A 23429-nucleotide genomic window follows, 5' to 3' on the forward strand; every position below is an offset into this window, starting at 1 on the left:
TTCCTCCGGGGGCTCTTCCTGGGGCGGCGGGGGAGGCAAATCCGGCAGAAACTCCTCTGGCGGCTCCAAATGGTAGACATATAGCTGATCTATTCGAAACGCCTCCAGCCCATTTCTGGCCGGAGGCGTTTTTTTTGCCGGAATGCAGTTGTACCTCAAGAACCGTTACCGCTGCATCTCTGCAATAAAGTGTTCAAAGGCCGGGGATAGCTTGCGCTCCTTGCGGTATATGAGCTGAATGTAAAACTTCTCTTGCTTCCCGGTCAAGGGAATTCCGGTTAAAACACCCGTGCTCAGTTCCTCCTCAATGGCATAGCGCGGCAAGAAGGCTGTCCCCCACTGATGCCGCACCGCCTGCTTGATTCCCTCAAGATTTCCGAATTCCATGTCTATACGCGGTGTAATACCCGCTGCCTTGAGCTCGTGCACTAACTGCCTGCGGTAAGTACATGTATCCTCCGTCAGTACTAACGGCTCGTTAGCCAGCTGATTGGAAGCAACCTCCGCTTCTTTGGCAAACCTATGCTCCGGATGGATGACTACATACAACGGCTCTTGGCGCAGCGGCAGTGCGATAATCTCATCGGACCTATACGTCACATCAAAGATCAGTCCGAAATCTGCTGATTTATCTTTAACCGCCGCAATAATCCCGTCCTCCGAGCCGGGCTGAACACGAAGCTGCACCTCGGGATACCGTAATCTATAGCGGTGCAGCCGGTGTGGCAGATAATAGGCCGCAAGGGTCTCTATCGCCCCGATATTCAATACACCCCGGTCTCCGCCTGCAATCATTCCCTTGGCCTCTTCGCTGAGCGCCAGCATTTGCCGGGCATACGGCAGAAGATTATTCCCCGCAAAGGTCGGAATCATCCCTCGTCCCGAACGCTCGAGCAGAATCGCACCGTACATTTCCTCAAGCTTGGCCACTTGCGCAGTTACGCTTGATTGGGCGTAGCCTAACTTCTCTGCCGCCCGTGTGTAACTTCCGCTGGATACTACTTCACAAAAGGTCCGCAAATAGGTGAGTTCCATCGTAATTTCTCCCGAACTATCGAAAATTTCGATAGTTATTATCAAGCACTATAGATAACTACAATTATAGATCCATTATACAATATAGCCAGCACGATATCCCAGAGGAGGGATCTTAATGAACATTACACCTAAATCACAGGTACTGGCTGTGCCCGCAGCCGATCCTGCAGCAGCGCTGAGTTATTTTACAGCTAAGGGTTCCTTTGAAACCGATGTGGCTGATGTGGCGTTTGATCTGCGTGAGGGCATCACCGGGTTTACGCTGGTGGATGTCCGCGACACCCGCTCCTACGGGGAAGCCCACCTGCCCGGAGCTGTGTCCCTGCCTTCGGGCCGACTTACTAGTGGCTCCCCGGAGCTCTCCCCTGGAGAGGTCCTGGTACTCTACTGCTGGGGCCCTGCCTGCAATGGAGCCAGCAAAGCCGCTACCAGACTGGCTGCCCAAGGCTATCCGGTGAAGGAAATGCTCGGAGGTATTGAGTACTGGCGCAAAGAAGGCGGAGCACTGGAAGGCACGCTTGGCGAGAAAGCGCCCCTATACTGGAATACGCAGCAGGAATAAGTGCGGTATTCGCCAATTTGGATGACAGTCTATTTTTTGGCGGAAATTATTTAACAACAAACAAGCCCGTCCTCCACGGTTAGGCGGAAGCGGGCTTGCTTGAGACTTAGGCTTTGGCTGATGCCGATTCGATGGGGCCGGTTATCGGCACACTGCAGAGCCGCTAATCATGTGGCTGTACCTCTTTTCTTAGTGCGTATCCTTAGGCTCGTCATGCTGCTCATCCAGAAACGGCTTGTTCACATAATAATACATTACGCCCATCAGCACGCCGCCTCCGATCAGATTTCCCAAAGTAACCGGCACCAGATTGTGGAGAACACCTCCCCAGGAGATCGTACCGGGATGATCCAGCACGAGTGCAATCGCAAACGTACACATATTGGCGATACTGTGTTCATAGCCGGAAATGAAGAAGCAGAAGACGAACAGAACCATCGCGAACATTTTGGCTCCATCGCTTTTCATAGACATAGGGACAAAAAAGGCCAGACATACCAGCCAGTTACAAAGAATTGCCCGGAAGAACAATTGCATCGTTGGGGCTTCCATCTTGTGCGCCACCACATTCAGCAGAAATCCGTTCACACTGGAGTCATAGAATAACCCCGTCAAAAAAATCAGCAGTGCAAATGCTGTGGCCCCGAGAATATTGCCGATGTAGCTCATGACCCACATCCGCACAACCTCGGTCCACTGCATTTTGCGTCTTAAGGCGGCATACGTGTAATAAAAGGTGTCTCCGGTGAATAAATCGCCTCCGCCATACGAGATCAGAATGATGGCTGCTCCAAACGTAATCGCTGCCATCGGATACGTCATCGGCGAATGCTCCATGTAGAAAAAGTTACCGGTCTTGAACGCTACGATGACACCGAAGCCAATGAACATACTGGCCAGCATTGCCCTGGCGATATAACGGAAAATACTTTGCTTGTAAATCTTCTGTTTCTTCAGAGCCAGCTTCTCAACCTGCAGCAGTGCCTCGTTCTCCATGTGACCTCCGCATTAGCTTCGTATTTTCAGCGATATGAGGCACAAGACAGCCTCTGGGTTATTATACCCAATAAACCGCTGGAAATCGCTTGAACCACGGAATATCTTAAATTTTTTGGATTCTAATCGGAGAACCCTAACACTGCTGCCCTAACAGTCATCGCCCGGATCATTCAACCTGACAATAGCCTCTGCCTTCTCACTGCTGGCTACGACGATAAGCACAAGTATCAAACACCCCAGAATCATCCGCTTATCCCCACTTCCTCCATATGCCGCCTCAGTGACAACTTATGTGGGGGAGCGGTGGATTATGATCGGGTTTCACTCCTTGATTAATCGGCCAAGCTTCCCAGGTAATAGCTGATGGCTTTAAAATTCTTATCATAGAAAACGATAATATAGTCTTCGGTCATACCTGTTAGAGCTTCATTCGTTACATAGGACATTCGAAAGAATGGATAGCTGCTAGTCCTACCATATTCATTCAATTGCTGTACTGCATGTTCTGGCGTAAAGCTCTGATTCATTCCAAAATCTGATTTGGAGTTGGCCGTTACATATACCGCTTCGGGATGAGCCTTCACATAATTCTCGAAGATGACATAATCAGAACGGCTGCCATTGCTATATCCCCGCTCCAGGGTTAGGCCCTCATGAACCTCAACCGCTGATCCGTCCCATGTCGGAATAGTGATCGTAAAATCTTTTTGCTGTGTTAAGTAACGCAGCGGGTTACCATTTTTATCGTAAAACACAACCGTTACATAATGATTCCCTGTCAATCCCGCCACAGGAAGATAGTTCATGCCGGAGTATGGCAGTTTGCCGTATTTACTCGGCACTGCCAAATCTTCCGAAGTAACCGGATTGTCCGTAATATAGAACGATTCAGTTGCAACCTCATTGCGTATGTTATATGGGAATTCCGCTGAATATGCCGATAACGTGGTGCCGTTGAACTTCATGGATGGGTTAGAGATTGAACCAGAAACCAGCGAAAGGCTATTTCCCAGCGGGCCGGAGTGTTTCATCGTTTCAAGCTGATCCAGAGCCGTTTCAAGCTTTGTCGTTCTGCTCTGGCTAATGAAGGCCTTCTGTGCATCAGTAAGTGCGGAATACGCCCGTGATGCTTTTATAATAGCACTCTCCACATCCAGTGCCGGGTAGCCTTGAATGTCATCAATTCTCTTATTGGCTGCATCAATCGCTAATTCATTGCTCAGGTTCACTTTTCCTTGGTAATAGCTAAGCGCCTGCAAATCCTTGTCATAAAAAATAATAGTATACTCTTGTTCATTATAAGTATTGTTGTTTTGGAGTGACTCAAACGCCAGCGGAATTTGATCAGTACGCTCACTAACAGGATAATTTGTATCAATCACCCTGACCACTTTATCAGTGTATAGGTTTCGCGAGAAGGTGACGATATCATCAACCTCATATTTATTATCGATATTCGAAATGTATCTAGGAGAAATGGTGTAGTACACAGCCTTGCCATTTTGCTTTTCCAAAGCATACGTAACATCAATAACGTCTGAGTAATGATCCCCGCCGTTAATGTTAATATTGAACGTCTGCTTTCTTTGTTCAATCGCAACACCGCTCTCCAGTTTTACAAGATTTCCGGGAGAGGAGACATGAGACGGCTGCAGATTTATTTTTTGTGAGTAGTAGCCCACAGCCTGGTCTTGTTTTCTGAAAACAACTGTTACATAATAATCCCCGCCCGCAGGGACATACTGGCTTGGTACATTCACCCCAACATGCGTAGTAGCTAAATATAGGTAAGAAGGCAGAGTAATGACAGATCTTCTTGTTCCAAGCTCCCACTTAAGATCTCTGGAGGTAATTGGTGTGGCAGTAACATAGTAAGTAGCATATGTGTTGTAATCGATAGCTGTTGTTGGTACTGCACTGTAGTCAAATTCCAGGTAAACGGCATTCGTTACTTTAGCATTCGGAGAAGCGGAAATATGAACGTTCAAAATCGGGATATCGCTCACAGGCAAGTTCGGTGTTGGGGTTGGTGTTGTAGCTGGGGCTGCAGTTGGAGCTGAAGTTGGAGCTACAGTTGGCACTGCAGTTGGGGCTGCACCGCCGCCGCCGCCAGTACCAGCGCCACCGCCACCAACTGCTGCTGTCGCAGTTGCAGTCGGGGATGGGGAGGGGGTCACAGCAGGAGTTGAGGTTGATGCAGGTTGGACAACCTCTGCCGCATGATCAATCAGTGTCAATGACTCGGCACGGGTAAGGGCCTGAACAGGAGCGAAGCTTCCGTTGGGATATCCCTTAAGGAGTCCTGCCTTGACTGCTGCAGCTACACTGGTTTTGGCCCAAACGGCAATCTGACCGGCATCATTAAATACTTTCAAATTGTCCGTAGCTCCCAGCTCAAGCTTAAGAAGCTTGCTAATCATAACAGCTGCTTCCTGACGGTTTATTGAATCATTAGGCCGCATCTCATTGTTAAAGCCTTGGATATATCCGGCTGCGACCGCCTTCGCTACTTCACTGGAAATCCAGCTGGAGGAAGCCACATCGGAAAAGCTGACCTTGGCAATCTCCGAGAATCCAAAAGACCGGTTCACCAAGGTCATAAATTCTGCTCTTGTAATGCTCTGGTTAGGCTTGACCGAACCATCCTGGAACCCTTTCAAGTTGCCACTGCTGAGCCATTGTTCTATGGTCTTCTGCGCCCAGTGCCCTTCGTAATCTTTGGTACCCTCGGCTCCTGCCGCTCCCATCGAGCCTAGAAGCATACTTATTCCCAATACCCCCGCTAAAAGCCCTTGTAACTTCCTGCCCATCAATAATAACCTCCCGTATGTATGTTCTTCTCAGACCAATAAGCAAGTCGGAGTCCCTCTACCGCATTAATTACCAAATAAATGAATGTAAACAATTTCATATTATCCCATATAAAAATAATAGTAAATTAATATATTTAACATAGTGCCCACACCAAAAAGCCCACCGAGTACTCAGCAGGCTTGTCGCAATACGTGTATATCTTTTTTTCCTATAATCCTTAGTTCAAAAAGTTACTAAGCCCGCTGTCGGTGTCCGCCTGCTTCAAGGCCTGCGGCTGTGAGCCTTCATTCAATCCGAGGCGGTTGTTCAGCTGCGTATTGATGGTTGTCATTTTGGACGTATAATCCTGGCAGCTCTCAATGATCCGGCGGTTGGATTGTTCAGAGGTATCCAAAGCGCTCAACAGATCGCCAATAGCCTGATTAACAGCTTCGAGCGACATAGAAGGCTTGGAGAGCAGTTCTGTCGTTTTCTCCGTAGTGGTACGCAACAGACGCGCGTTCTCCTTGAATTGATCTTCAATGGTCTTATTCGTCGCTTCCACGGCAGAGATGACATTCTCCTGGTCGGCCAGAGACATGGCAATCATCGCCGAGACCGTGATCAGATTCGATGTCTTATCAATCGCGTTATTTACGGAATCGATCAGCTTATCGTTGTTGTCGTTGATGATATCCGTAGCGGCAATCGCCTGGTTGTAGAGGAGAATCATTTCGGTCATAGACTGGATTCGGACCATAACCTTACGAAGCCCGCGTTCCAGATATGCCTTGCGGAACTCATTTTCGGGTTTGGCGATTTCAGCCTCGAACAGCTCCTTCAGCTTGTTGCCGAAGGCGATTTTGGTCTGCAGGTTGTAAATCTCCTCCATAGAGGTGCGTTTGAGCTGGCGCATATTGACGATGCTCTCTTCGAGCGTATCGCGTCCGTCACGCAAGCCGGTTATAATCGCGTCAATATTCGTACGGACAGACTGATACTTGTATACGTAATTCTTGAGCGGACTCTTGCGGAGCATTTTGCCAAAAAAGCTGACGTTCTTGCTCTGCTGGAGTGTCTCGCACTCATTGCGCAGCTTCATAATCATATTCGGCACTTCTACACGTTTGCCGGACATCAGATCATTCACCGGCCGGTCCAGCAGCTTCAGGGTCTGCCCCGCCTTCTCCTGCGTCTTCACTCCCAGCTTGCCGATATCATCCATTAAGGAATCCAGGGCAACGGTATCTGTCTTGGCGACCTTCTCAATGAGCTGAGAGGCCTCCAGGGCAACCTTCTGCTCATCTTCTTTTTTGAGCTCAATCAACTGCGTGGACATGGGTTTCCCTCCTCCTATAATTCGGAACTGCTGTAACGCTGATGAATCAGTTCCGCCTTGGTCTGAAGTTCCATCAGGTCTTTATGCTCGATCGTCGAGGCGATATCCGAAATCTTGGTATCGACATCACGCAGACCGTTCAGCAGCATTCTCCGGTTTCTTGTTTTGGCTTCACCACCCAAACGCAGAAACGGATTGATTACACCATTGAGATCCTTCAGCACCAGCCTGCGGACGGTATGATTAATCTCCCCGTTACCCAGCTCCTGCAGCAAAGGAATGATGCGCTGCAGTCTGGCAAAGAGCGCCAGCGACTTCTCGACAATCTCATTATCGAGCGTATCCTTCTGCCCTTCAGAAATAATCATATCCTCCAAAATACTGAGATACTCCACCACCGGAGCGAATTCGGCTCCGATCTGAATCCCGGCTCTCTCGCGTCCGGCATAGGCTTGTCCATTTGCGGCGGCAGACCCGCTGGAAGTGCTGACCGCCTCAAGGCTACGGGCTGCAGGTGAAGGCACTTCTTCCCCCTGTCCAGCCGGAAGTACCTCTGCAGGCAGATTGCTCCGCTGTTTGCGGCCTATAATCGCGACGCCTGCACCGGCCACCGGCAGCAGCAGTGAGACCATCTCAGGTATAAAAGCACTCGTCAGCAAGGCAACGATATAGCCGGCTCCACCGTACAATAATACTTTTCCTTTTAATTGCATTGTTCTCACCTCTTGTGAGCAAGCTTATGAACTGCCGCTCAGGTTCACGGCATCCGTAACTACGGACTCGCCGTTTATTCTCATGATCAGCGGCTGTTCCACATGACTGGCCAGCACATTGCCGGCGAATCCCGCCGGTTGAACTTCGCCGCCCAGTGCGCTTTTGACCGCCAGGTAAGGGAAGTTAATTCCCGACAGGCAGGAGATATGCAGCCCCCCGGACATCCGGGGGTTAATCTCAAGCAACTTGGGAATCGTGCCGCTGTATTTCATTTGGATATTGAAATTAAATGGAATCCGGTAAGACTCGGCCACGCGTGAAGCAATTTGCTCCAGCTCCGGGATATGCTCCATCAGCCGCAGACGCCCGCCTGCCTTACGGCGCGGCACCGCCGCAAGCAGTCTTCCGTTCTCGTCGGCCAGACAGTCTATGCTGTACTCCAAGCCTTCAAGAAGCTCCATCACCATCAGATTCGGAAAAGAATCCACACTGGAGAGGATGCGGTGTGCATCTTCAAAAGATATGTAAGGCGTGACATGGCCAAAAAGCTCCTGCAAAGGATTGCGGGTATTATCAATGATGCGGAAGCCAAGCCCGCCCTCGGTTTCAGTCGGCTTGAAGCAAACCTGATGCCCTTTGGCTGTAAGATCCTCATATGCTGCCTGGAATTGCTCCGCAGTGCTAACCACATGGTAATCCGGAATCGTCATGATTCCGCTCTCTTTGACACTCTCATAAAACTTGCCCTTGTCCATAATCTTCTCCAGCAGGTCCAGATCACGGCAGACAAGCACTTTGGTACCTATGGCATCGAACATAGAAGCATGTAAGGCAATGTCCAGCATGTGCAGCCGCGGAATAAAAATATCAATCTCATTGCTGCGGCAGAAATCCACACAAAACTGCACATATTCGATCCCTTCAAGTATAGGCTCGGTTCCGGCAACATCAGCGCCTTGCAGCGACATATGCCGGATATCGGGATGGGTGGCGAAGATTTGAACAGGGATGCCATCCTCATTGTTGCGGATGAGGTTCATATAATGAAAGGCTACGGAAAACCACCGGTTAAAATAAATGTTTACCTTTTTCATTATGGCCCAACTCCTAGTGCTGTCAAATTGTTGTACAGCTTCTGTACATATTCCATAATCTCATCCCCGGCAAATACACCGGCCTTCTTCGTAAAGGGATAATCTAATTTTACTAGACCTGCCTGCTGCTCGGCAAATATTTCTCCATGGCAAGGGGCTATCGCGTAATCAGCGCTCGCCAGCAGGCTTTTGTCCAGCAGGGAATCGCCTGAAGCCACCATGGGCTCAGAGTGAACGGTACGCCGCACATGGATAATTGCATCACTTTTGTTGACTGCCTCAGGGACTACGTACAGCTTACGGCCCTGCAGCGAAACCTTCCAGCCCATACCGTCCAAATGTTCCGCCAGCCTTGTGATTTCATCCAAGGGAAGCAAATCACGATGAACGACAAAGGTGTAAAACAGCTCGTCGCAATAACGCTCACTGATGGTCCATTCTGCCCGGACCACAGACCGTACAAGCCTTCCGGCTTCCTCAGCCGCCGCTGACCCCTGTTCCACCAGCCTGCCTATCGTTGCCCGCCACTCTTGATCCACAACCCCGTTCACCAGAATATTTCCGCCATTACTGGTTACTGCGTAATCGGGAATAACCGTGTTCTGGAACAGGTTAATCCGTCTGTACTGTGCCACCGTCCGTGTCGTTACCGGCATAAAAATTATTTTGGCTGCAAGCTCCTTAAGCAGATCCAGGGCATGCAGCGAAATATAGGATGCCGTCCTCCCGTCGATCACCTCAGCCGGAACAAGGCCCGGGGAATCCTCGGGAACGCCAATCGCACTGGGGGAGTAGATCAGGGTGCGGTCCAGATCGCTGGCATAGATCATTCGCGTTCCCCTTTCAGCGGCTTGATAATCCCGCAACAGGAATAAGTAAGGCCGGGGAAAACCTCGACCGGAACGCCGCGGTCCTCCGCCAGCAGCAGAATATGACGAAGATTCGGGTTGTCCATAGTATCGACAAGAATTTTCCACGGTACTCTGCGCAGCAGCACGCGTGTAGTCTCGCCAACCCCCGGCTTCACCAGATTAATATCCGCTATGCCGAAGGCTTCCTGAATACTCTGAATATCCCGCAGTCCCTGCCAGGAAATCTCAGGAGGAGAAGCCAGCATGCCTGCTGCAACGTCCTGGGCTTCCTCTATCACCGAAGGATAATAGGGTGTAATCGCCTCAATGAACACATTCGAGAGATCCGTCTCCAGCCACTCCTTGTAAAATTTGGCACCATGGAACTCCTCCGGTCCAATGAGGTCGCCACGCAGAACCGTACGGCTCATCAGCCCGGACACCGTAGAGTTCAGACACGCACTCGGAACCAGATAGTCCTCCCGGGTCCCAAACGTCCCCGAGCAATGCCCCGGATCGGCAAGCACTGCCAGATCATCGCTAAGAATAATTCCATATTTCTTATACATACTGCTGCATGCCTCTATCAATACCCGGCGGATAGCGCCTTTGCCGGTCCAGCCGTCAATAAACTGCAGCTTCGCATCCGTTCCGTGCTGCTGTAGCATATAGAGAATGGCATTCTCGTCAATGCCTTTGCCCCGGATAATTGAAATGCTGTAATGGGGCAGCTCCACCCCGTAACGCTCAGCGATATATCGCTTAATCAACACTCCAATGGGAGTGCCCGCTCTCGCCAGGGACACCAGCACAGTACCCTCAGTCCCCCGCTGAGCTACAATCATTTCGGAGACAATAGCAACTTCCAACGCCACCTTCTCCGCCGATTGCTGAAGTGTCTCATGGAACAGTTCAATATACTGGGCTGTCGGCTGGTATTCAACCGGGAGCATTTCAGAATAATGTACACCGGACTGGATCGCCTCTTCCCGTTCAGCGGTCGGGCGCTCCAAGGACACATTGCTGAGATCCTTAAGCAGGAATGTAACATCGGACGGGGGATAACTGCCCAGCGGTACGGGCGGCGCGATTCTTCTATTCATATGCTCATCAAGTTCTGTTCCCTTCATCCGACCAAGCCTCCCTCTTCCGTATCCGGGGCAAGTATGATTAGATGCACCTTGTTCCCTGCCAGCCGCTTCAGAATATCCGTCATCGGTTCCATCCTCCGGCGGGGCACATCACGCTCAAGAAGCACAAAAATATCATCATACCGGCCCGGATCCACATTATAAATATAATTCGAAATTCCGGGATCGCCAGCCGAAGGATACGCCGCTGCGCTGTGTACACCATAATCCGGACGCCGGTCGGGATGAATCGGGCTGCGGGTGGAGGATTGATATTTGACCCCTTCACCCATCTCCGCTGCAATCCTCATAGGCAGGTACATGAACTCGCCAACGCCAAGCACAAGCGCATTTGCCCCTTCACGCAGGGCGCGAAGCTGTAACGCTACCTGGGCTATCCCTTGATCCAGCTGCCTGTTATCCTGCGATTCCAATCCAAAACGGCCACTCTGTCTTAGATAGGGTGAAGCGTTAATTTCTCCTAACGAATCTGCGGAGGTCACATTCAGCCGTTCCAGACCATCCTGTACATACGTGATAATCACAGGAGCTTCAGTAGCAGCGGAAGTGTGGGAACCCGATTCCACCAGGTTCAGCTGAGGGGTGCCTGTGACTTCAATTGTTCCCTGCAGCAAACTTAACGCCCGAATGCGGATGCCCAGCTCCTGCTCCAGATTACGGTACGCCTGAATATTGGAGTCGCTGCGCCAATCGAGCAGTGAAGCAACCACATATTCCTTGCGCGGAAACTTGGACTGGATATCACGGATGGTATTGATCGCTGTATTGCCGGTAGTAATCTCATCGTCCACCAGCACAATCGGTTCTTCCCCGGACAGCAGTTCAGCATTCAGGGCATAGCATAAATGATCAACCGCATGAGAATGTTCTTCCTCAAAGCTGACCACCGATGCAAGCTGCGGAATGTCTTCGCGGGTAGTATGAATATAGGATGCACCCGCAGCAAAAATGTTGTACATACTATGGCCCAGAGCCGTTGCCGTTTCGGCAAAGCCGATGAATAAAACACGCTCAGGAAGAACCAGCCGGGCTTCGAGCAAATCATGATAAGCTGCCTCCGCATACTCCGGATGAATCATGCCTTGAACCGCTTGATCCAGAAGCCTGTCCATCATCGAGTTATACGCAGCTTCTCCATTCATCTCCCGATAGAGTAAGAGTGCCAACGCAGCTCCGCTGAGCAGCGGGGTATATGGATTGACAGGAATATGCTTACCGAGCACCTTGCTGACAAAGAGGAACGAACGTTTTTTGTTGATGCGGGCTGCCATGGAGAATAAAGTTTCAACCGGCATATGAAAAGGATTGGAGGTTTCAGTCACCTTGACCTGCAGGTTTTCGACGATATTAAACGTGTGTGTATTCGTTCTCGGGCAATAATCCGACAAAATGCTGTTGTTCATGTAACACCCCGTATATTTGAGATCGTAATAAGATACGTTTTGCCCAGTTCAAATGCGGCTTAATTTCATTCATCTTGTTGTAGTATTCGCTTTTGAACACACCACGGCTGCCATCATTGCTCTCCACAATACTCAGGGCATCCACATACTCCTCATGCATGACGGTATACATAGCCTGTACAGGTCTAAGGTGGGAGGGGTGAATGATTGTTTTGCCGACGATTCCGTTTTCCTTATCCAAAAGCACTTCACGGAAAAGACCATCCACCGACCTGGTAATATAGGATTCACGGATTTCGCGGCCCTGTTTGCCGTAGGTGTCTTCAAAAGGAGTCTGCCTGAGCTGCGGACGCAGCACCCGGTGTTCCTTACTCCCGAAGTATTCCCACACCGGTCCCGAGATGACGTAACCTTCCTCCACCCGGCCGAACACATTGATAATATCCGAGATGCAGTCTCGGATTGGTGTCAGATCATAAATGCTGATATCCGGACTGCGCCGCAACCCGAACAGGCTAGAGAAATCCGTAGCCCCAATGCGGACATTCAGCACATAGTCACGGTATTCTCCCAATAAAGCGCGGATTCCAAGCAGGGTATCCAGCCGGCTTTCCCGGTAAATAACCGGTGCGCTCTCCAAGATCGGCATACCGTACAGCACAGGCGCCGAATAGCTGCGGGAGCTGTTATAATCAGCGATCGCTTCGAAATATTCCACACCGTTCTCTAAGGTGAATTTCGGGAAAACAAAGCCGGTCACCATGGTAATCAGGGTGCCCAGCCGGAAAATCAGCTGCTGCAGCTGCTCCGGATTGCGTACACGGATGAACAGCAGTGGAAGACTGTTCCGTAAATCAGGCTCATTATCGGCATACGCGGACAGGAAGGCAAGGTGTCTTACGACAGACTCCTCGGCAAAATCAACCTCACCATCGCCAATCGCATCCTCCAGATCCATAATCACCGTTACCAGACCTGAAGCCTTGAGCTTCAAAATATCTTCAGCGACACTGGAACGGGTAGCGGGCATATACAGGGCAGCTCCAACCGCGTATGCCAGGAGCTCCTTGGGGGTAGATGAGTCAAACTTAACAGGCGGAGAATAGAATAAGGACATTTCTTGCTCTTTGGTCAGGTAATCGAAGTATCTCAAGGCCTTTCCCCCTTATTGGTTCACGAAGAAGCGCTAAACAACAAATAACCTCTCCTTATAAAGAGCAGTAGAACCGGCTGCGCCGTCCTCTCGGGGACGGCATCCGGCTTTCTCAAATACAAGCAAAGGGCCATGCTATAACCTATACGATTACCCGGCAGATGAGGGAGGCGCACCTTCCCTGTGCACTCCCATCGCCATAAAACTCTGCCGATCTTCTTTTACTTCCACATGCTTAAGCCTTACGGTTGGCTTCTCTTTTCTTCTTGCCGGAACTGTACAAGATTGTTCCCACGAACACTGCGATCAGGATGGTGAAGAACACCACATGTGGCATTTCATAGCCAATAGCTCCCGCCAGCATCTTGCCTGCAATAATAGCAATGAGCAGAAACGCCGTTTGCTCCAGTTCAGGGAATCTGGCAATCAGCTTCAGGAACAGCTGCGCCACTCCGCGCATCATCAACACGCCGAGAATACCGCCCAGGAAGAGCACCCAGACTTTATTGCTAAGACCAAATGCAGCAATGACACTATCAATGCTGAACGCAATATCCATTAATTCAACCAGGAGTACAGTCTTCCAGAAGGAGGTGCCTCTGTTCTTCGTCTCGCCCTCCTCGCCACCGCCTTTAAACAATCCTTTGTAGGCAATATAGAAGAGGTACAGCGCACCTGCAACCTTAACCTCCCAGAATCCAATCAGATAGGTTCCGAGGCCAATGGCCAGGAATCTGAATAAATAAGCCCCTAGAATCCCGTAGAACAACGCCTTCTTCTGCTGCTCTTTCGGTAAATGCTTGACCATAACTGCAAGCACGAGCGCATTATCAGCGGAGAGCAGGCCTTCCAGCAGCACCAGACTCCCGATGATCCCCCAGCTCACAGGGTCAGAGAGTGTGCCTGTAATATCGCTCCACGAGAAGAAATGCCCATAGTTATCACTAATACTCCTAAAAAAATCGCTGAACCAGTTCATCCCCTTATGCCTCCGGTAAAATAGTTTATTTGCTGCCCGCTACCCATTGCAGCCCCCATCCATATGCCTGGTCCATCTCACGGTGCCCGCTGAAATATTGCACGAGCCTTTCAATACTGAATGTTTCATTCCCCACATTCCGAATCATGGCTATGGCACACATTCCCTTACGGTTGTTATGCTCGTCCAAGTTGACGATAATATCCGGCCCTTCACCCTGTTTGATGGTGACCACACCATCTGCTTCAGACCAATGGGTAACTCCCTTGTAGATAAAAGCAAAAATCAAGATCCGTTCGATCTCTGCAACCTTACTTCCGTTTATACGCAAGTTTTCTCCCGAGGTTACGGAGCCTGTCCGGTCATCCCCATCCAGCATGACAAAGGGAGGCTGCTGGAGATGTCCAAAAGCATTGCCAAGCGCCTGAACAACGCCCTTGCGGCCATTCTTCAGTTCATAGAGACAGGCTAGATCCAGATCTACGCCGCCCTTTCGGCTGAACAGCCCCCCGCCCTGCTTCTGATTCCAGTTAAGGTTAACCAGAACCTCTCCCAGACCGGAGGCCGATTTCTTCAAGTTGATGGAATCTCCCTTTTTCTTCAGCTCAATCTTCTTCAGATTAAGATTCAGCGGCGGAGAAGGAGGTGCCTCCTGCCGCTGTGAAGGCGGTTGGGATACAGCCGGCGGCCGGACAACCGGAATCTCCGGCGCTGGCGGCACGGGCATCCCTTGCGTGTCCGGTTTCGGAGGGGCCGGCGGCGGTTCTTCTGATACTTCAATACCATAGTTGCTGCAAAGCGCCTGCAGCCCCCCGTCAAAACCCGCCACAATGGCGCTGAATTTCCATTCATCGCTGTATCTATATAATTCTCCTACCACAACAGCCGTTTCTATGGAGAAATGATTTCCAAGATTACATCGCAGGATCTCCGAGCCCGTCGTCCGGTTCAGAATCCGGCAATGCGCTTCACTCATTTGCCCGAACATCTGCTTGCGGTTTTCGCCGTCATAGAGTGTAAGCGTAAATGCGATTTTCATGATGCCTGGAGGAATCTTGGCGAGTTCCACCTCGAAATGCTTGCGGCCTCCGGAGGCTTGTCCCGGCACGTCCTTATAGCGGATATAAGATGTAGCCGGATTATTATAAAAGATAAGGTCGTCGTCCCCGCGCACCTTGCCTTGAGAGTCCAGGAGGAACGCTGAGGCGTCAATTTCCATTGAAGAAGGGGCTTGCCAGGTGATCTCTACTACCATTTGATCGAGCCCAGGGTTGCCTTTGGTCAGATCTGCTTTCTGCCCTTTCACCACTTGAATGCTCATTCTTACGCCACCTTTATGAATGGAGAAGAGTATAAAAAGGGCAGGATCGCTAATGATCCCGCCTTGAAGCTTCTATTGCGCGTCGAGCCCGTAGTTCCTGCACAAGGCACTAAGGCCGCCGGCAAAACCGCTTCCCACCGCCTGGAACTTCCAATCCGCCCCGTTGCGGTAGAATTCACAGAACACAACGGCAGTTTCTGTTGAGAAATCCTCGCCCAGATCGAAACGCAGAATCTCACGGTCACTGGAGGCATCCACGACGCGCACAAATGCGTTGGAGACTTGTCCAAAGTTCTGAACCCTTGCTTCATAATCATAAATAGTTACCGTAATCCCGATACGCTCAATATTGGCGGGAACTTTGCTGAAATCAACCAGGATCTGTTCGTCATCACCATCGCCCTCCCCTGTACGGTTATCTCCCGTATGGGTTACAGAGCCGGTACCGCCGGATGGATTGTTGTAGAAAACAAAATCATCCTCGCCTTTGGCTTTACCGTCCTCATGGAGGAGAAAGGCTGAGGCATCAAGGTCAAAATCCTTGCCGCCGCTATATTTGTTCGTATCCCAGCCCAGTCCCACAACTACCTTCGTCAGACCCGGATTGGTCTTGGTAAGATCAATCCGCTGTCCTTTGGAAAGACTGATCGTCACTGGCAATAACCTTCTTTCGTGAATAATTTCATTTACGGGAGCAGTAATTTATTGCAGACCGTAATCGCGGGTCAGACCGGCAAGACCGTCCTTATAACCGCTTCCGATAGCATTAAATTTCCACTCTGCACCGTTGCGGTACAATTCGCCTACAACTACGCCTGTTTCAACAGAGAAATCTTCTCCCAGGTCAAAACGAATCAATTCTTCGCTGTTGGCATCATTTACGATACGCACGTACGAGCGGGAAACCTGACCAAAATTCTGACTTCTGCTCTCAGCTTCGTAGATGGTAATGGTAAATGCCACTTTATCTACGTCTGCCGGAATATTGAGCAGATCTACCTGAATTTGTTCATCGTCTCCGTCGCCTTCACCTGTACGGTTGTCACCAGTGTGTACAACGGAAGCATTCTCGTTCTGTTTGTTATTGAAGAAAATGAAATTGGTCTCTTTATCCACTTTGCCGCTGGCATTCGTCAAAAAGACGGAAACGTCCAAGTCGAAATCTTTACCGCCGTCGTATTTATTGGTGTCCCAGCCGAGACCGACTGTGATTTTGGACAAACCCGGGTTCGTTTTGGTCAAATCAATCTTTTGACCCTTGGATAAATTAATCGCCATGAATAGAAACCTCTTTTCTTATATTGGAATTAGATGTAACGCTCAGCCAATTGGTTGATATGTGCTGCGTGTGCTCCTTCGCCGATGGCTGCGAACTTCCATTCCTCGCCATGCCGGTAGAGCTCTCCGCAGATCAGTGCAGTAAAACCTGTGTAATTGTCCGTCAAGTTGAACTTGATCAGCTCGGCATTGCCTGTGGCATTAATAACCCGGATATACGCCGATTTAATCATCCCGAAATCCTGCTTGCGGTTCACGGCATCATAGATGTTGACTACGACCAGGACCTTGTGCACATCGGCAGGAATTGCCTTCAGGTTCACATTGATCTGCTCATCGTCTCCGTCACCCTCACCTGTCAGGTTATCCCCGGAGTGAACAACGGAGCTGTTCGGGTTCTGCTTGTTGTGAAAGCAGACCAGATTCAGCTTGTTGGTCAGCTTACCATTCTCGTTCAGGAGCAGCGCCGAGGCATCGCAGTCCACGTTCGCCTGCTTCTTGACGCCAAAGAATCCGCGTGCCGGCTCAGCCGGGTCCCAGCCAAGCCCTACGATAACACCGGAGAGTCCGGCATTCCCTTTTGTTAAATCAATCTTCTGACCTTTTACCAGATTAATACCAGCCAAATTTACGTACCTCCGTTTCGGAAAGAATCACAGCTGTAAGTCTTACTTGTGGGTGTTATACCAGTGATACGACACAAAAACAAATACGTTTCATCCGTTTATAGTGAACTTCGGTAATATGCTTACAGGCTGAATTCGCTTGGGCTTAGTCCCAGTACGCTGCAAATGTTCCGCACAACCGCTTTTTCCTGCTCGTCAAAATCACCGTCAGCCGCCCCAATTGCAGAGCATACGCCTACAATTACGCGTCCGATTTCTGGTTTGTTGCTGAATTTGGCGATGGACTTCAGCGCTTCCTGCTTGCCAATCTCCGGAGAAAACTCGAAATTGCTGACATAGAAGTTGAACTGGTTAATGACATCTTTCATGTCAAATACCTTCAGTTCATTGCTGAGATTCATATATCCGGCCATTTTGTTCTTTTCGGATTCCTCAATCTTGCCGTCGGCAGCAGCTACCAGGGCACAGCCCGCAACAACTGCGTTCATGAAGTCTTTATTTTTGAACTTTTTCACCTGTTCGGTCAATCCGTTTTTTGTGGTGTTCAACCAATTTTTAAATGTGCTCATCGTATTCTCCTTCTATCATTAAGTGATGATAAACAAAAGATATCCCAGAGCCTCCTCTCCGCCGTTTCGACAGACATTTACTTAATGTTCCATATCCAGTGCTTACACTTCTAATATAACCGATTCATCGAGAAGATTCTACTTTGCCAGAATTTCACAGCACCTTGGACAGGAAGGCTTGTGTACGCTCATGTGCAGGATGGCCGAACAATTGCTCCGGGTTCCCCTCCTCAACCACCACACCCTGCTCCATAAACAGCACGCGGTCTCCCACCTCACGGGCAAAGCCCATCTCATGTGTAACTACCACCATTGTCATTCCTTCACGCGCCAAATCCTTCATGACCGCCAGCACCTCACCAACCATTTCCGGATCAAGTGCAGAGGTGGGTTCATCAAACAGCATGATCTTGGGCTCCATGGCCAGCGCCCGGGCAATCGCCACCCGCTGGGCTTGACCGCCGGAGAGCGAGGCCGGATAAACGTCTGCCTTTTCCCTTAAACCGACCTTGTCCAGCAGCTCCAGTGCCTTCTGACGGGCTTGCGCGACAGGCCATTTGCGGACCTGAACCGGGGCGAGCATAATATTTTCGATTACTTTTTTGTGAGGGAACAGATTGAACTGCTGAAAAACCATGCCAAGCTCTGTGCGGATATCATTAATCCTGGTGGTTTTGGCCATCAAGGAAGTGCCTTCAATAATAATGTCGCCCTCTTGCGGCTGCTCCAGCAGGTTCAGGCATCGCAGAAAGGTCGATTTGCCCGAGCCTGAAGGCCCGATCACCACCACTACCTCCCGGATGTGAATATCGACGTTGATATCCGTGAGCACCTTGTGCGCCCCGAATGATTTGTGCAGATGTCTAACTGAGATCATAGGCTCCATATGCGGTTACACCTTCCGTTCGATATAATTGAGCAGCTTGCTGAGGGAATAGGTAAGAATGAAATAGATCAATGCGGCGGTCAAATACGGCTCCCATATCCGCAAATACTGGCCTTTCATCGTGTTGCTCCAATACATAATCTCCGGTGCGGCAATCAGCGCGAGCAGGGAAGAGTCTTTCACCAGCACAATAAATTCATTCCCGAATGCAGGAACCATCCGTTTGATAGCCTGTGGCAGTATGATAAAGCGCATGGCCTGAAATTTGGTCATTCCGAGCGAAACCGCCGCCTCCCGCTGCCCCGGATCAATAGACTGGATACCGGCGCGGAATATCTCGGCGGAATAGGCCGCTGAGTTCAGGGAGAGTGCCACAAAAGAGGTCATTAATACATTGGTGCTGCCGTAAAACGCCGGGATCACCCCAAAGTGGACAATCAAAATCTGCACATACAACGGGGTCCCGCGGAAAAAGTTGATGTAACAATGAAACGGCCAGCGGAAATATGCTTTTGGTGCCATTTTGCCAAAACCAATGCCCAGCCCCAGAATAGAACCAAATATAATCGAGACAATGGATACGCCGATCGTAAAAGCCGTACCCCTTAGCAATACCGGTATATAATGAGCGATAATGTCAAATCTGAAATCCATAGGACTCTTCCCTTCTCTTCTGCTTAGATCTTTCTCTTCGGTTCAAAAAAAGAAGCATGCGCAATAGCAATCATTACGCATGCTTAATTGGTCGTCCGCTTACTCTGCTTTCAAGAGGGTCTGGGTGTCCGGCTCTTCACCGAACCAGGTTTTGTAGATTTCGGCATATTTGCCGTTCTCAATAATTTTCTTGATCGCCGGATCAAGCTTGGCTTTCCATTTACTGCCTTTAGGATAAAGAATGCCATAATATTCAGAGCCGAAGTTTTCCTTATCGATGATCCCTGTCAATTTCTCTTTCGGGTTGTTCTTGATATATTCGTTGACGATAGCGATATCTGCCACCACCGCATCGGCTCCGCCTTTATTCAGCTCCATCAGGGCTACCGCGTTGCTGTCAAAACGCTTAAGTTTGGCGTTGTCGACACCCATAATACCGCTCATCAACTCATCCGCCGTAGTCGCCGCCTGCACAGCAACCTTTTTATCCTTCAGGTCAAGCGCACTCTTGATGTCACTGCCTTCCTTAACCATAATCATGTTGGTGGATTCAAAATAAGGAATGGAATAATCATAGGTTTCTTTCCGCTCGTCTGTAATAGAAACCGAAGACAACCCGGCTTGGTATTCCGTGCCTTGCTTCACGCTGGTCAGCATAGTGTCCCACCCCGTGTTCGTAACGGTATAGCCGATGCCGGCTTCTTCCATTACCGCCTTGATGAAATCGATGTCAAATCCTTTGATCTTATCTGTATCCATATACTCCATCGGTGCATAGCTCGCGTCACTGGCGAACTTAATCGTCTCCCCGCCGGCACTGCCACTTTCCGCCTTATTGTTGGAACCGCAGCCCACCATCGCAAGCACCACGAATGACAACAAAGCTGACATAGCCCATTTCCTTTTGATCCCCATCCTTCAATCCCCCCACTTATTCGTAAAATTCTTAAGGAGATTTTATCAGATTAAAGCAGTGATGACAATTAACTTTTCTATTACATGTTATATTTTATAACACAATATCGTTATATTGTAACATTCCCTCCCTTTTCCGTTTTCTGTTACTTCGCCTGTCCGCTGGAGGATCACTTCAGACTGCTGTCACAATTATCAAAAAAAAGCACCGCCATGAGATGTGAATATCTCCGGCGGTGCCAGTGCTATGCTGTATATCAATCGTTGTTATCTTTCATTAACGTTGTACAGATTAGAACGTCAAATCCCCGTCATACGAAGCAATCAACCGGTACAGCTCCGGACGCCGGTCGCGGAAGATCCCCCATTCAATCCGGCCAACCTCCAAAGCGTCCAGGTCGAATTCACTTACTAATACGGTTTCTTCATCCCGCCCGGCTTCGACAATTTTGTTGCCCTGAGGGCCAGCGATAAATGAGGAGCCATAAAAGTTAATGCTGGACTCCTCATCCGTTTCCTCCCCAATCCGGTTGGAGGCCACGACAGGAATCAGATTCGCTGCCGCATGGCCCAGCATGCAGGTCTGCCAGTGGTCTTTGGAGTCAATCGACCCGTCCTGCGGCTCCGAACCGATGGCTGTAGGGTAGAACAATATCTCCGCTCCCATCAGACTCATCACCCGTGCGGCTTCCGGGTACCATTGATCCCAGCAGACGCCGACACCAATTTTGGCGTAACGGGTATTCCACACTTTAAAGCCGGTATCTCCGGGATTGAAGTAGAACTTCTCTTCATAGCCGGGGCCATCCGGGATGTGGCTTTTGCGGTATTTGCCCAGCACCGTGCCATCGGCATCAATCACAGCCAGGGAGTTGTAACGGGCATAGTTTTTCTTTTCATAAAAGCTGATTGGCAGCACCACTTGCAGTTCTTTTGCCACAGCTTTGAAATGGTTCACTGCTTTGTTGTGCTCAAGCTCAGTCGCATAGGCATAATAATCCGATTTCTCCTTCTGGCAGAAATACGGAGTTTCAAACAGCTCCTGGAGCAGAATAATCTGCGCGCCTTGGGCTGCAGCTTCCCTAACCAGGGTTTCCGCCTTGCGGATATTCTCATCTATGTCGCCGGAGCAGCTCATTTGTGTCGCGGCTACTTTTACTTTTCTCACCATTCAGTCCTCCTTGCAAAAATTATGATCTCCCGGCAGGCATCTGCTGGGTGGTGCAGTGTACATTGCCGCCTTCGCCAATTACGGCCATTCCATTCACCGTGCGGATTCTGCGGTCCGGGAACTGTTCGGCAAGCTTCTGTTCAGCAAGTTTATCTGTCTCCGCAGCAGTTCCTCCGAACACCGGCAGAATAATCCCGCCGTTCACAAAATAAAAATTCAAATAGCTGAGAGTCAGACGGCTGTCCTCATAATCCGTACGAGGCGGCTGCTGAATCGTGATGATCTCCAGCTTCCGTCCTTTGGCGTCCACGGCTTTTTCCAGAATCCTTAAGTTCTCCTGGGTAATTGCATAATTCTCGTCCTGCGGGTCATCGCAGACCTGAATGATTACTTTGCCAGGTGCGGCGAAGCAGGCAATATTATCGACATGCCCATCGGTTTCATCACCGCTCAGGCCGCGTTTCAGCCAGATGATGGCTTCTGTACCTGTATATTTACGCACGTATTCTTCAATCTCTTTCCGGTCCAGCTCCGGATTACGATTCTTGTTCAGCAGACATTCCTCTGTGGTAAGAAGTGTTCCTTCCCCATCGGTATGAATGGATCCGCCTTCCATGACCAGCGGAGCATCGTAACGGGTAACCTGCACCTGCTTCAGAATCTGCGGAGCCACCTCATCATCCAGGTCCCAAGGTGAATATTTGCCGCCCCAGGCATTGAACTTCCAGTTCACACCTGCAAGTGTTCCATCCTCACCCTTAACAAAGGTTGGCCCATTGTCACGCAGCCAGGCATCATTATGCCGGATCGGCAGCAATGTAACATTGTCTCCCAGAGCCAGCTTATCCACCTGCTCCAACTCTTCCGGGTTCACTACTACGGTTACCGGCTCGAACTCGGCAATAGCCCGGATAATCTCGGCATAGCCGCTGCTTACAGCTTCATAATTGTCCGGAAACACCATAGAAGCCTGGACCGGCCAGGAAATAAAGGTACGTTCATGCTCTTCCCATTCGGGTGGCATGATATAGTTTAGGTCTTTGGGATACATTCTTATAATTACCTCTGCTATTCATATTTGGAGCGCGCGGCTGTCCCGGAAAAGCTCCTTACCCATCATACAATAATATGAGGATGCGCTCAATTGCCGGATAAGTAGAAACGGCTACGCCGTCCTTAAAAGGACGGTATCCGTTTCAGCGAGAAATAGAAGGATAATTTATAGCGTGAAGCATATAAATTCTTATATTTCAAGCAAATCCCCCTGGGAAAATCCAGGGGGATCAGGGCTTGGCTGTATTTTAGAGCTTGATCTTTTTCACTATATTTCCTGCAAAGTCCTTAATGATGAAAGTTCCATTCTCCAGAATTCCGTAGGAGTTGGGGTGGTTCTCTTTCGGCAGCGAAATGGAGCCGGGATTCAACACCGTGATACCTTCCTTGACATCCGCTACCGGCAGATGGGTGTGACCCTGAATAAACACATCGCCCGGTGTCAGCTGTGGCAGATTGTCGATGCTGAAGCCATGTCCGTGGGTGGCATAGATCTTCCGGCCTTCATGAAGGATCAGCACATAGTCGCCCATCATCGGGAACTGCAGCAGCATCTGATCGACCTCGGCGTCACAGTTGCCGCGTACGGCCACCAGTGATTTGCCGTAGGCATTCAGCCTGGCAGCGACTCCTTGGGGATCATAGCCATCCGGCAGCGGATTTCGCGGCCCGTGGTACAGGAAATCGCCCAGTACAACAAGCGTGTGCGGCTGCTCCTCCTCCGCCTTCAACAGTGCCTGCTCCAGCCAATGCAGTGATCCGTGAATATCCGAAATGAACATCAGTTTCATGATGCATTCTCCTTTTCCTTGTTCTTCTATTGTCCTATGTATCTAATTATTTTAACTCTCCTTGAATCCCTAACGCAAAGCGGGCGCCC

23 protein-coding genes are annotated in these 23429 nt (G+C 49.9%); 1 reads left to right on the plus strand and 22 read right to left on the minus strand.

The features are described from left to right. Positions 1-165 precede the first annotated feature (165 nt). Positions 166-1035: a LysR family transcriptional regulator gene (locus tag A3849_RS25635; protein ID WP_074113934.1), complete on the minus strand. Its 870-nt coding sequence runs from the start codon at positions 1033-1035 to the stop codon at positions 166-168. A gap of 118 nt (positions 1036-1153) precedes the next feature. Here A3849_RS25635 and A3849_RS25640 point away from each other — a divergent pair, with 118 nt between their 5' ends. Beyond that, on the plus strand, positions 1154-1600 hold the full coding sequence (locus A3849_RS25640) for a rhodanese-like domain-containing protein (RefSeq protein ID WP_074113935.1): 447 nt from the start codon (positions 1154-1156) through the stop codon (positions 1598-1600). 189 nt (positions 1601-1789) lie between these two features. Here A3849_RS25640 and A3849_RS25645 read toward each other — a convergent pair whose 3' ends face one another. The 21 genes from A3849_RS25645 to yfcE form a co-directional block, all read right to left on the minus strand. Further along, positions 1790-2596 carry a formate/nitrite transporter family protein gene (locus tag A3849_RS25645; RefSeq protein ID WP_074102268.1) on the minus strand — a complete coding sequence of 269 codons (807 nt, stop codon included), beginning with the start codon at positions 2594-2596 and terminating at the stop codon, positions 1790-1792. A gap of 335 nt (positions 2597-2931) precedes the next feature. Beyond that, entirely contained in the window at positions 2932-5409 is a 2478-nt protein-coding gene (locus A3849_RS25650) for an S-layer homology domain-containing protein (protein ID WP_074113936.1), read from the minus strand. A 221-nt stretch (positions 5410-5630) separates the two neighbouring features. After that, a complete protein-coding gene (locus tag A3849_RS25655; protein ID WP_074113937.1) occupies positions 5631-6731 on the minus strand; it encodes a toxic anion resistance protein in 1101 nt (366 codons plus the stop codon). A 14-nt stretch (positions 6732-6745) separates the two neighbouring features. Further along, positions 6746-7444 (minus strand): hypothetical protein, encoded by a 699-nt coding sequence (locus tag A3849_RS25660; RefSeq protein WP_074113938.1) that lies wholly within the window; start codon positions 7442-7444, stop codon positions 6746-6748. Between the two features lie 24 nt (positions 7445-7468). After that, positions 7469-8539 (minus strand): ATP-grasp domain-containing protein, encoded by a 1071-nt coding sequence (locus A3849_RS25665; protein WP_074113939.1) that lies wholly within the window; start codon positions 8537-8539, stop codon positions 7469-7471. Further along, positions 8539-9369 (minus strand): HAD family hydrolase, encoded by an 831-nt coding sequence (locus A3849_RS25670; RefSeq protein WP_074113940.1) that lies wholly within the window; start codon positions 9367-9369, stop codon positions 8539-8541. Before A3849_RS25670 ends, A3849_RS25665 begins: the two co-directional genes overlap by 1 nt. Then, on the minus strand, positions 9366-10520 hold the full coding sequence (locus tag A3849_RS25675) for a cysteine protease StiP family protein (protein ID WP_074113941.1): 1155 nt from the start codon (positions 10518-10520) through the stop codon (positions 9366-9368). Before A3849_RS25675 ends, A3849_RS25670 begins: the two co-directional genes overlap by 4 nt. After that, positions 10517-11812, minus strand: coding sequence for a phosphoribosyltransferase family protein (locus A3849_RS25680; protein ID WP_074113964.1), 1296 nt, complete (start codon positions 11810-11812; stop codon positions 10517-10519). The genes A3849_RS25675 and A3849_RS25680 overlap by 4 nt, the downstream gene beginning before the upstream one ends. Before the next feature lie 76 nt (positions 11813-11888). Next, positions 11889-13097 carry an HpcH/HpaI aldolase/citrate lyase family protein gene (locus A3849_RS25685; protein WP_178382801.1) on the minus strand — a complete coding sequence of 403 codons (1209 nt, stop codon included), beginning with the start codon at positions 13095-13097 and terminating at the stop codon, positions 11889-11891. A gap of 235 nt (positions 13098-13332) precedes the next feature. Next, positions 13333-14076, minus strand: coding sequence for a TerC family protein (locus A3849_RS25690; protein ID WP_074086632.1), 744 nt, complete (start codon positions 14074-14076; stop codon positions 13333-13335). Between the two features lie 25 nt (positions 14077-14101). Continuing rightward, complete coding sequence (locus A3849_RS25695) at positions 14102-15397, minus strand: TerD family protein (RefSeq protein ID WP_074113942.1); 1296 nt, start codon at positions 15395-15397, stop codon at positions 14102-14104. 72 nt (positions 15398-15469) lie between these two features. Continuing rightward, positions 15470-16051 (minus strand): TerD family protein, encoded by a 582-nt coding sequence (locus A3849_RS25700; RefSeq protein ID WP_074113943.1) that lies wholly within the window; start codon positions 16049-16051, stop codon positions 15470-15472. A gap of 48 nt (positions 16052-16099) precedes the next feature. Beyond that, positions 16100-16675, minus strand: coding sequence for a TerD family protein (locus A3849_RS25705; RefSeq protein ID WP_074086629.1), 576 nt, complete (start codon positions 16673-16675; stop codon positions 16100-16102). A gap of 29 nt (positions 16676-16704) precedes the next feature. Then, the gene (locus A3849_RS25710; protein ID WP_074086628.1) at positions 16705-17301 is read right to left on the minus strand and encodes a TerD family protein; all 597 of its coding nucleotides are present in this window, start codon (positions 17299-17301) and stop codon (positions 16705-16707) included. A 122-nt stretch (positions 17302-17423) separates the two neighbouring features. Continuing rightward, complete coding sequence (locus A3849_RS25715; protein ID WP_074113944.1) at positions 17424-17870, minus strand: tellurite resistance TerB family protein; 447 nt, start codon at positions 17868-17870, stop codon at positions 17424-17426. A 154-nt stretch (positions 17871-18024) separates the two neighbouring features. After that, on the minus strand, positions 18025-18747 hold the full coding sequence (locus A3849_RS25720; RefSeq protein ID WP_074113966.1) for an amino acid ABC transporter ATP-binding protein: 723 nt from the start codon (positions 18745-18747) through the stop codon (positions 18025-18027). A 15-nt stretch (positions 18748-18762) separates the two neighbouring features. Then, the gene (locus A3849_RS25725; protein WP_074113945.1) at positions 18763-19410 is read right to left on the minus strand and encodes an amino acid ABC transporter permease; all 648 of its coding nucleotides are present in this window, start codon (positions 19408-19410) and stop codon (positions 18763-18765) included. A gap of 99 nt (positions 19411-19509) precedes the next feature. Next, positions 19510-20268 (minus strand): transporter substrate-binding domain-containing protein, encoded by a 759-nt coding sequence (locus tag A3849_RS25730; RefSeq protein WP_372237796.1) that lies wholly within the window; start codon positions 20266-20268, stop codon positions 19510-19512. A 349-nt stretch (positions 20269-20617) separates the two neighbouring features. Beyond that, positions 20618-21493, minus strand: a complete 876-nt coding sequence (aguB, locus tag A3849_RS25735) for an N-carbamoylputrescine amidase (protein ID WP_074113968.1) — start codon at positions 21491-21493, stop codon at positions 20618-20620. A 22-nt stretch (positions 21494-21515) separates the two neighbouring features. Beyond that, entirely contained in the window at positions 21516-22547 is a 1032-nt protein-coding gene (locus A3849_RS25740) for an agmatine deiminase family protein (RefSeq protein WP_074113946.1), read from the minus strand. A 250-nt stretch (positions 22548-22797) separates the two neighbouring features. After that, positions 22798-23340: a phosphodiesterase gene (gene yfcE, locus A3849_RS25745; RefSeq protein ID WP_074113947.1), complete on the minus strand. Its 543-nt coding sequence runs from the start codon at positions 23338-23340 to the stop codon at positions 22798-22800. Positions 23341-23429: the final 89 nt, after the last annotated feature.

It is taken from the genome of Paenibacillus sp. P46E (assembly GCF_001909095.1).
GTDB lineage: Bacteria > Bacillota > Bacilli > Paenibacillales > Paenibacillaceae > Paenibacillus_AQ > Paenibacillus_AQ helianthi.

Coding starts and splice junctions, on each gene's coding strand:
- A3849_RS25660 (WP_074113938.1), bottom strand. CDS start 7,444: ATGCAATTAAAAGGAAAAGTATTATTGTACGGTGGAGCCGGCTATATC.
- A3849_RS25695 (WP_074113942.1), bottom strand. CDS start 15,397: ATGAGCATTCAAGTGGTGAAAGGGCAGAAAGCAGATCTGACCAAAGGC.
- A3849_RS25715 (WP_074113944.1), bottom strand. CDS start 17,870: ATGAGCACATTTAAAAATTGGTTGAACACCACAAAAAACGGATTGACC.
- A3849_RS25635 (WP_074113934.1), bottom strand. CDS start 1,035: ATGGAACTCACCTATTTGCGGACCTTTTGTGAAGTAGTATCCAGCGGA.
- A3849_RS25655 (WP_074113937.1), bottom strand. CDS start 6,731: ATGTCCACGCAGTTGATTGAGCTCAAAAAAGAAGATGAGCAGAAGGTT.
- A3849_RS25725 (WP_074113945.1), bottom strand. CDS start 19,410: ATGGATTTCAGATTTGACATTATCGCTCATTATATACCGGTATTGCTA.
- A3849_RS25680 (WP_074113964.1), bottom strand. CDS start 11,812: ATGGCAGCCCGCATCAACAAAAAACGTTCGTTCCTCTTTGTCAGCAAG.
- A3849_RS25675 (WP_074113941.1), bottom strand. CDS start 10,520: ATGAAGGGAACAGAACTTGATGAGCATATGAATAGAAGAATCGCGCCG.
- A3849_RS25640 (WP_074113935.1), top strand. CDS start 1,154: ATGAACATTACACCTAAATCACAGGTACTGGCTGTGCCCGCAGCCGAT.
- A3849_RS25650 (WP_074113936.1), bottom strand. CDS start 5,409: ATGGGCAGGAAGTTACAAGGGCTTTTAGCGGGGGTATTGGGAATAAGT.
- A3849_RS25690 (WP_074086632.1), bottom strand. CDS start 14,076: ATGAACTGGTTCAGCGATTTTTTTAGGAGTATTAGTGATAACTATGGG.
- A3849_RS25720 (WP_074113966.1), bottom strand. CDS start 18,747: ATGATCTCAGTTAGACATCTGCACAAATCATTCGGGGCGCACAAGGTG.
- A3849_RS25730 (WP_372237796.1), bottom strand. CDS start 20,268: ATGGTGGGCTGCGGTTCCAACAATAAGGCGGAAAGTGGCAGTGCCGGC.
- yfcE (WP_074113947.1), bottom strand. CDS start 23,340: ATGAAACTGATGTTCATTTCGGATATTCACGGATCACTGCATTGGCTG.
- A3849_RS25705 (WP_074086629.1), bottom strand. CDS start 16,675: ATGGCGATTAATTTATCCAAGGGTCAAAAGATTGATTTGACCAAAACG.
- A3849_RS25670 (WP_074113940.1), bottom strand. CDS start 9,369: ATGATCTATGCCAGCGATCTGGACCGCACCCTGATCTACTCCCCCAGT.
- A3849_RS25665 (WP_074113939.1), bottom strand. CDS start 8,539: ATGAAAAAGGTAAACATTTATTTTAACCGGTGGTTTTCCGTAGCCTTT.
- A3849_RS25740 (WP_074113946.1), bottom strand. CDS start 22,547: ATGTATCCCAAAGACCTAAACTATATCATGCCACCCGAATGGGAAGAG.
- A3849_RS25645 (WP_074102268.1), bottom strand. CDS start 2,596: ATGGAGAACGAGGCACTGCTGCAGGTTGAGAAGCTGGCTCTGAAGAAA.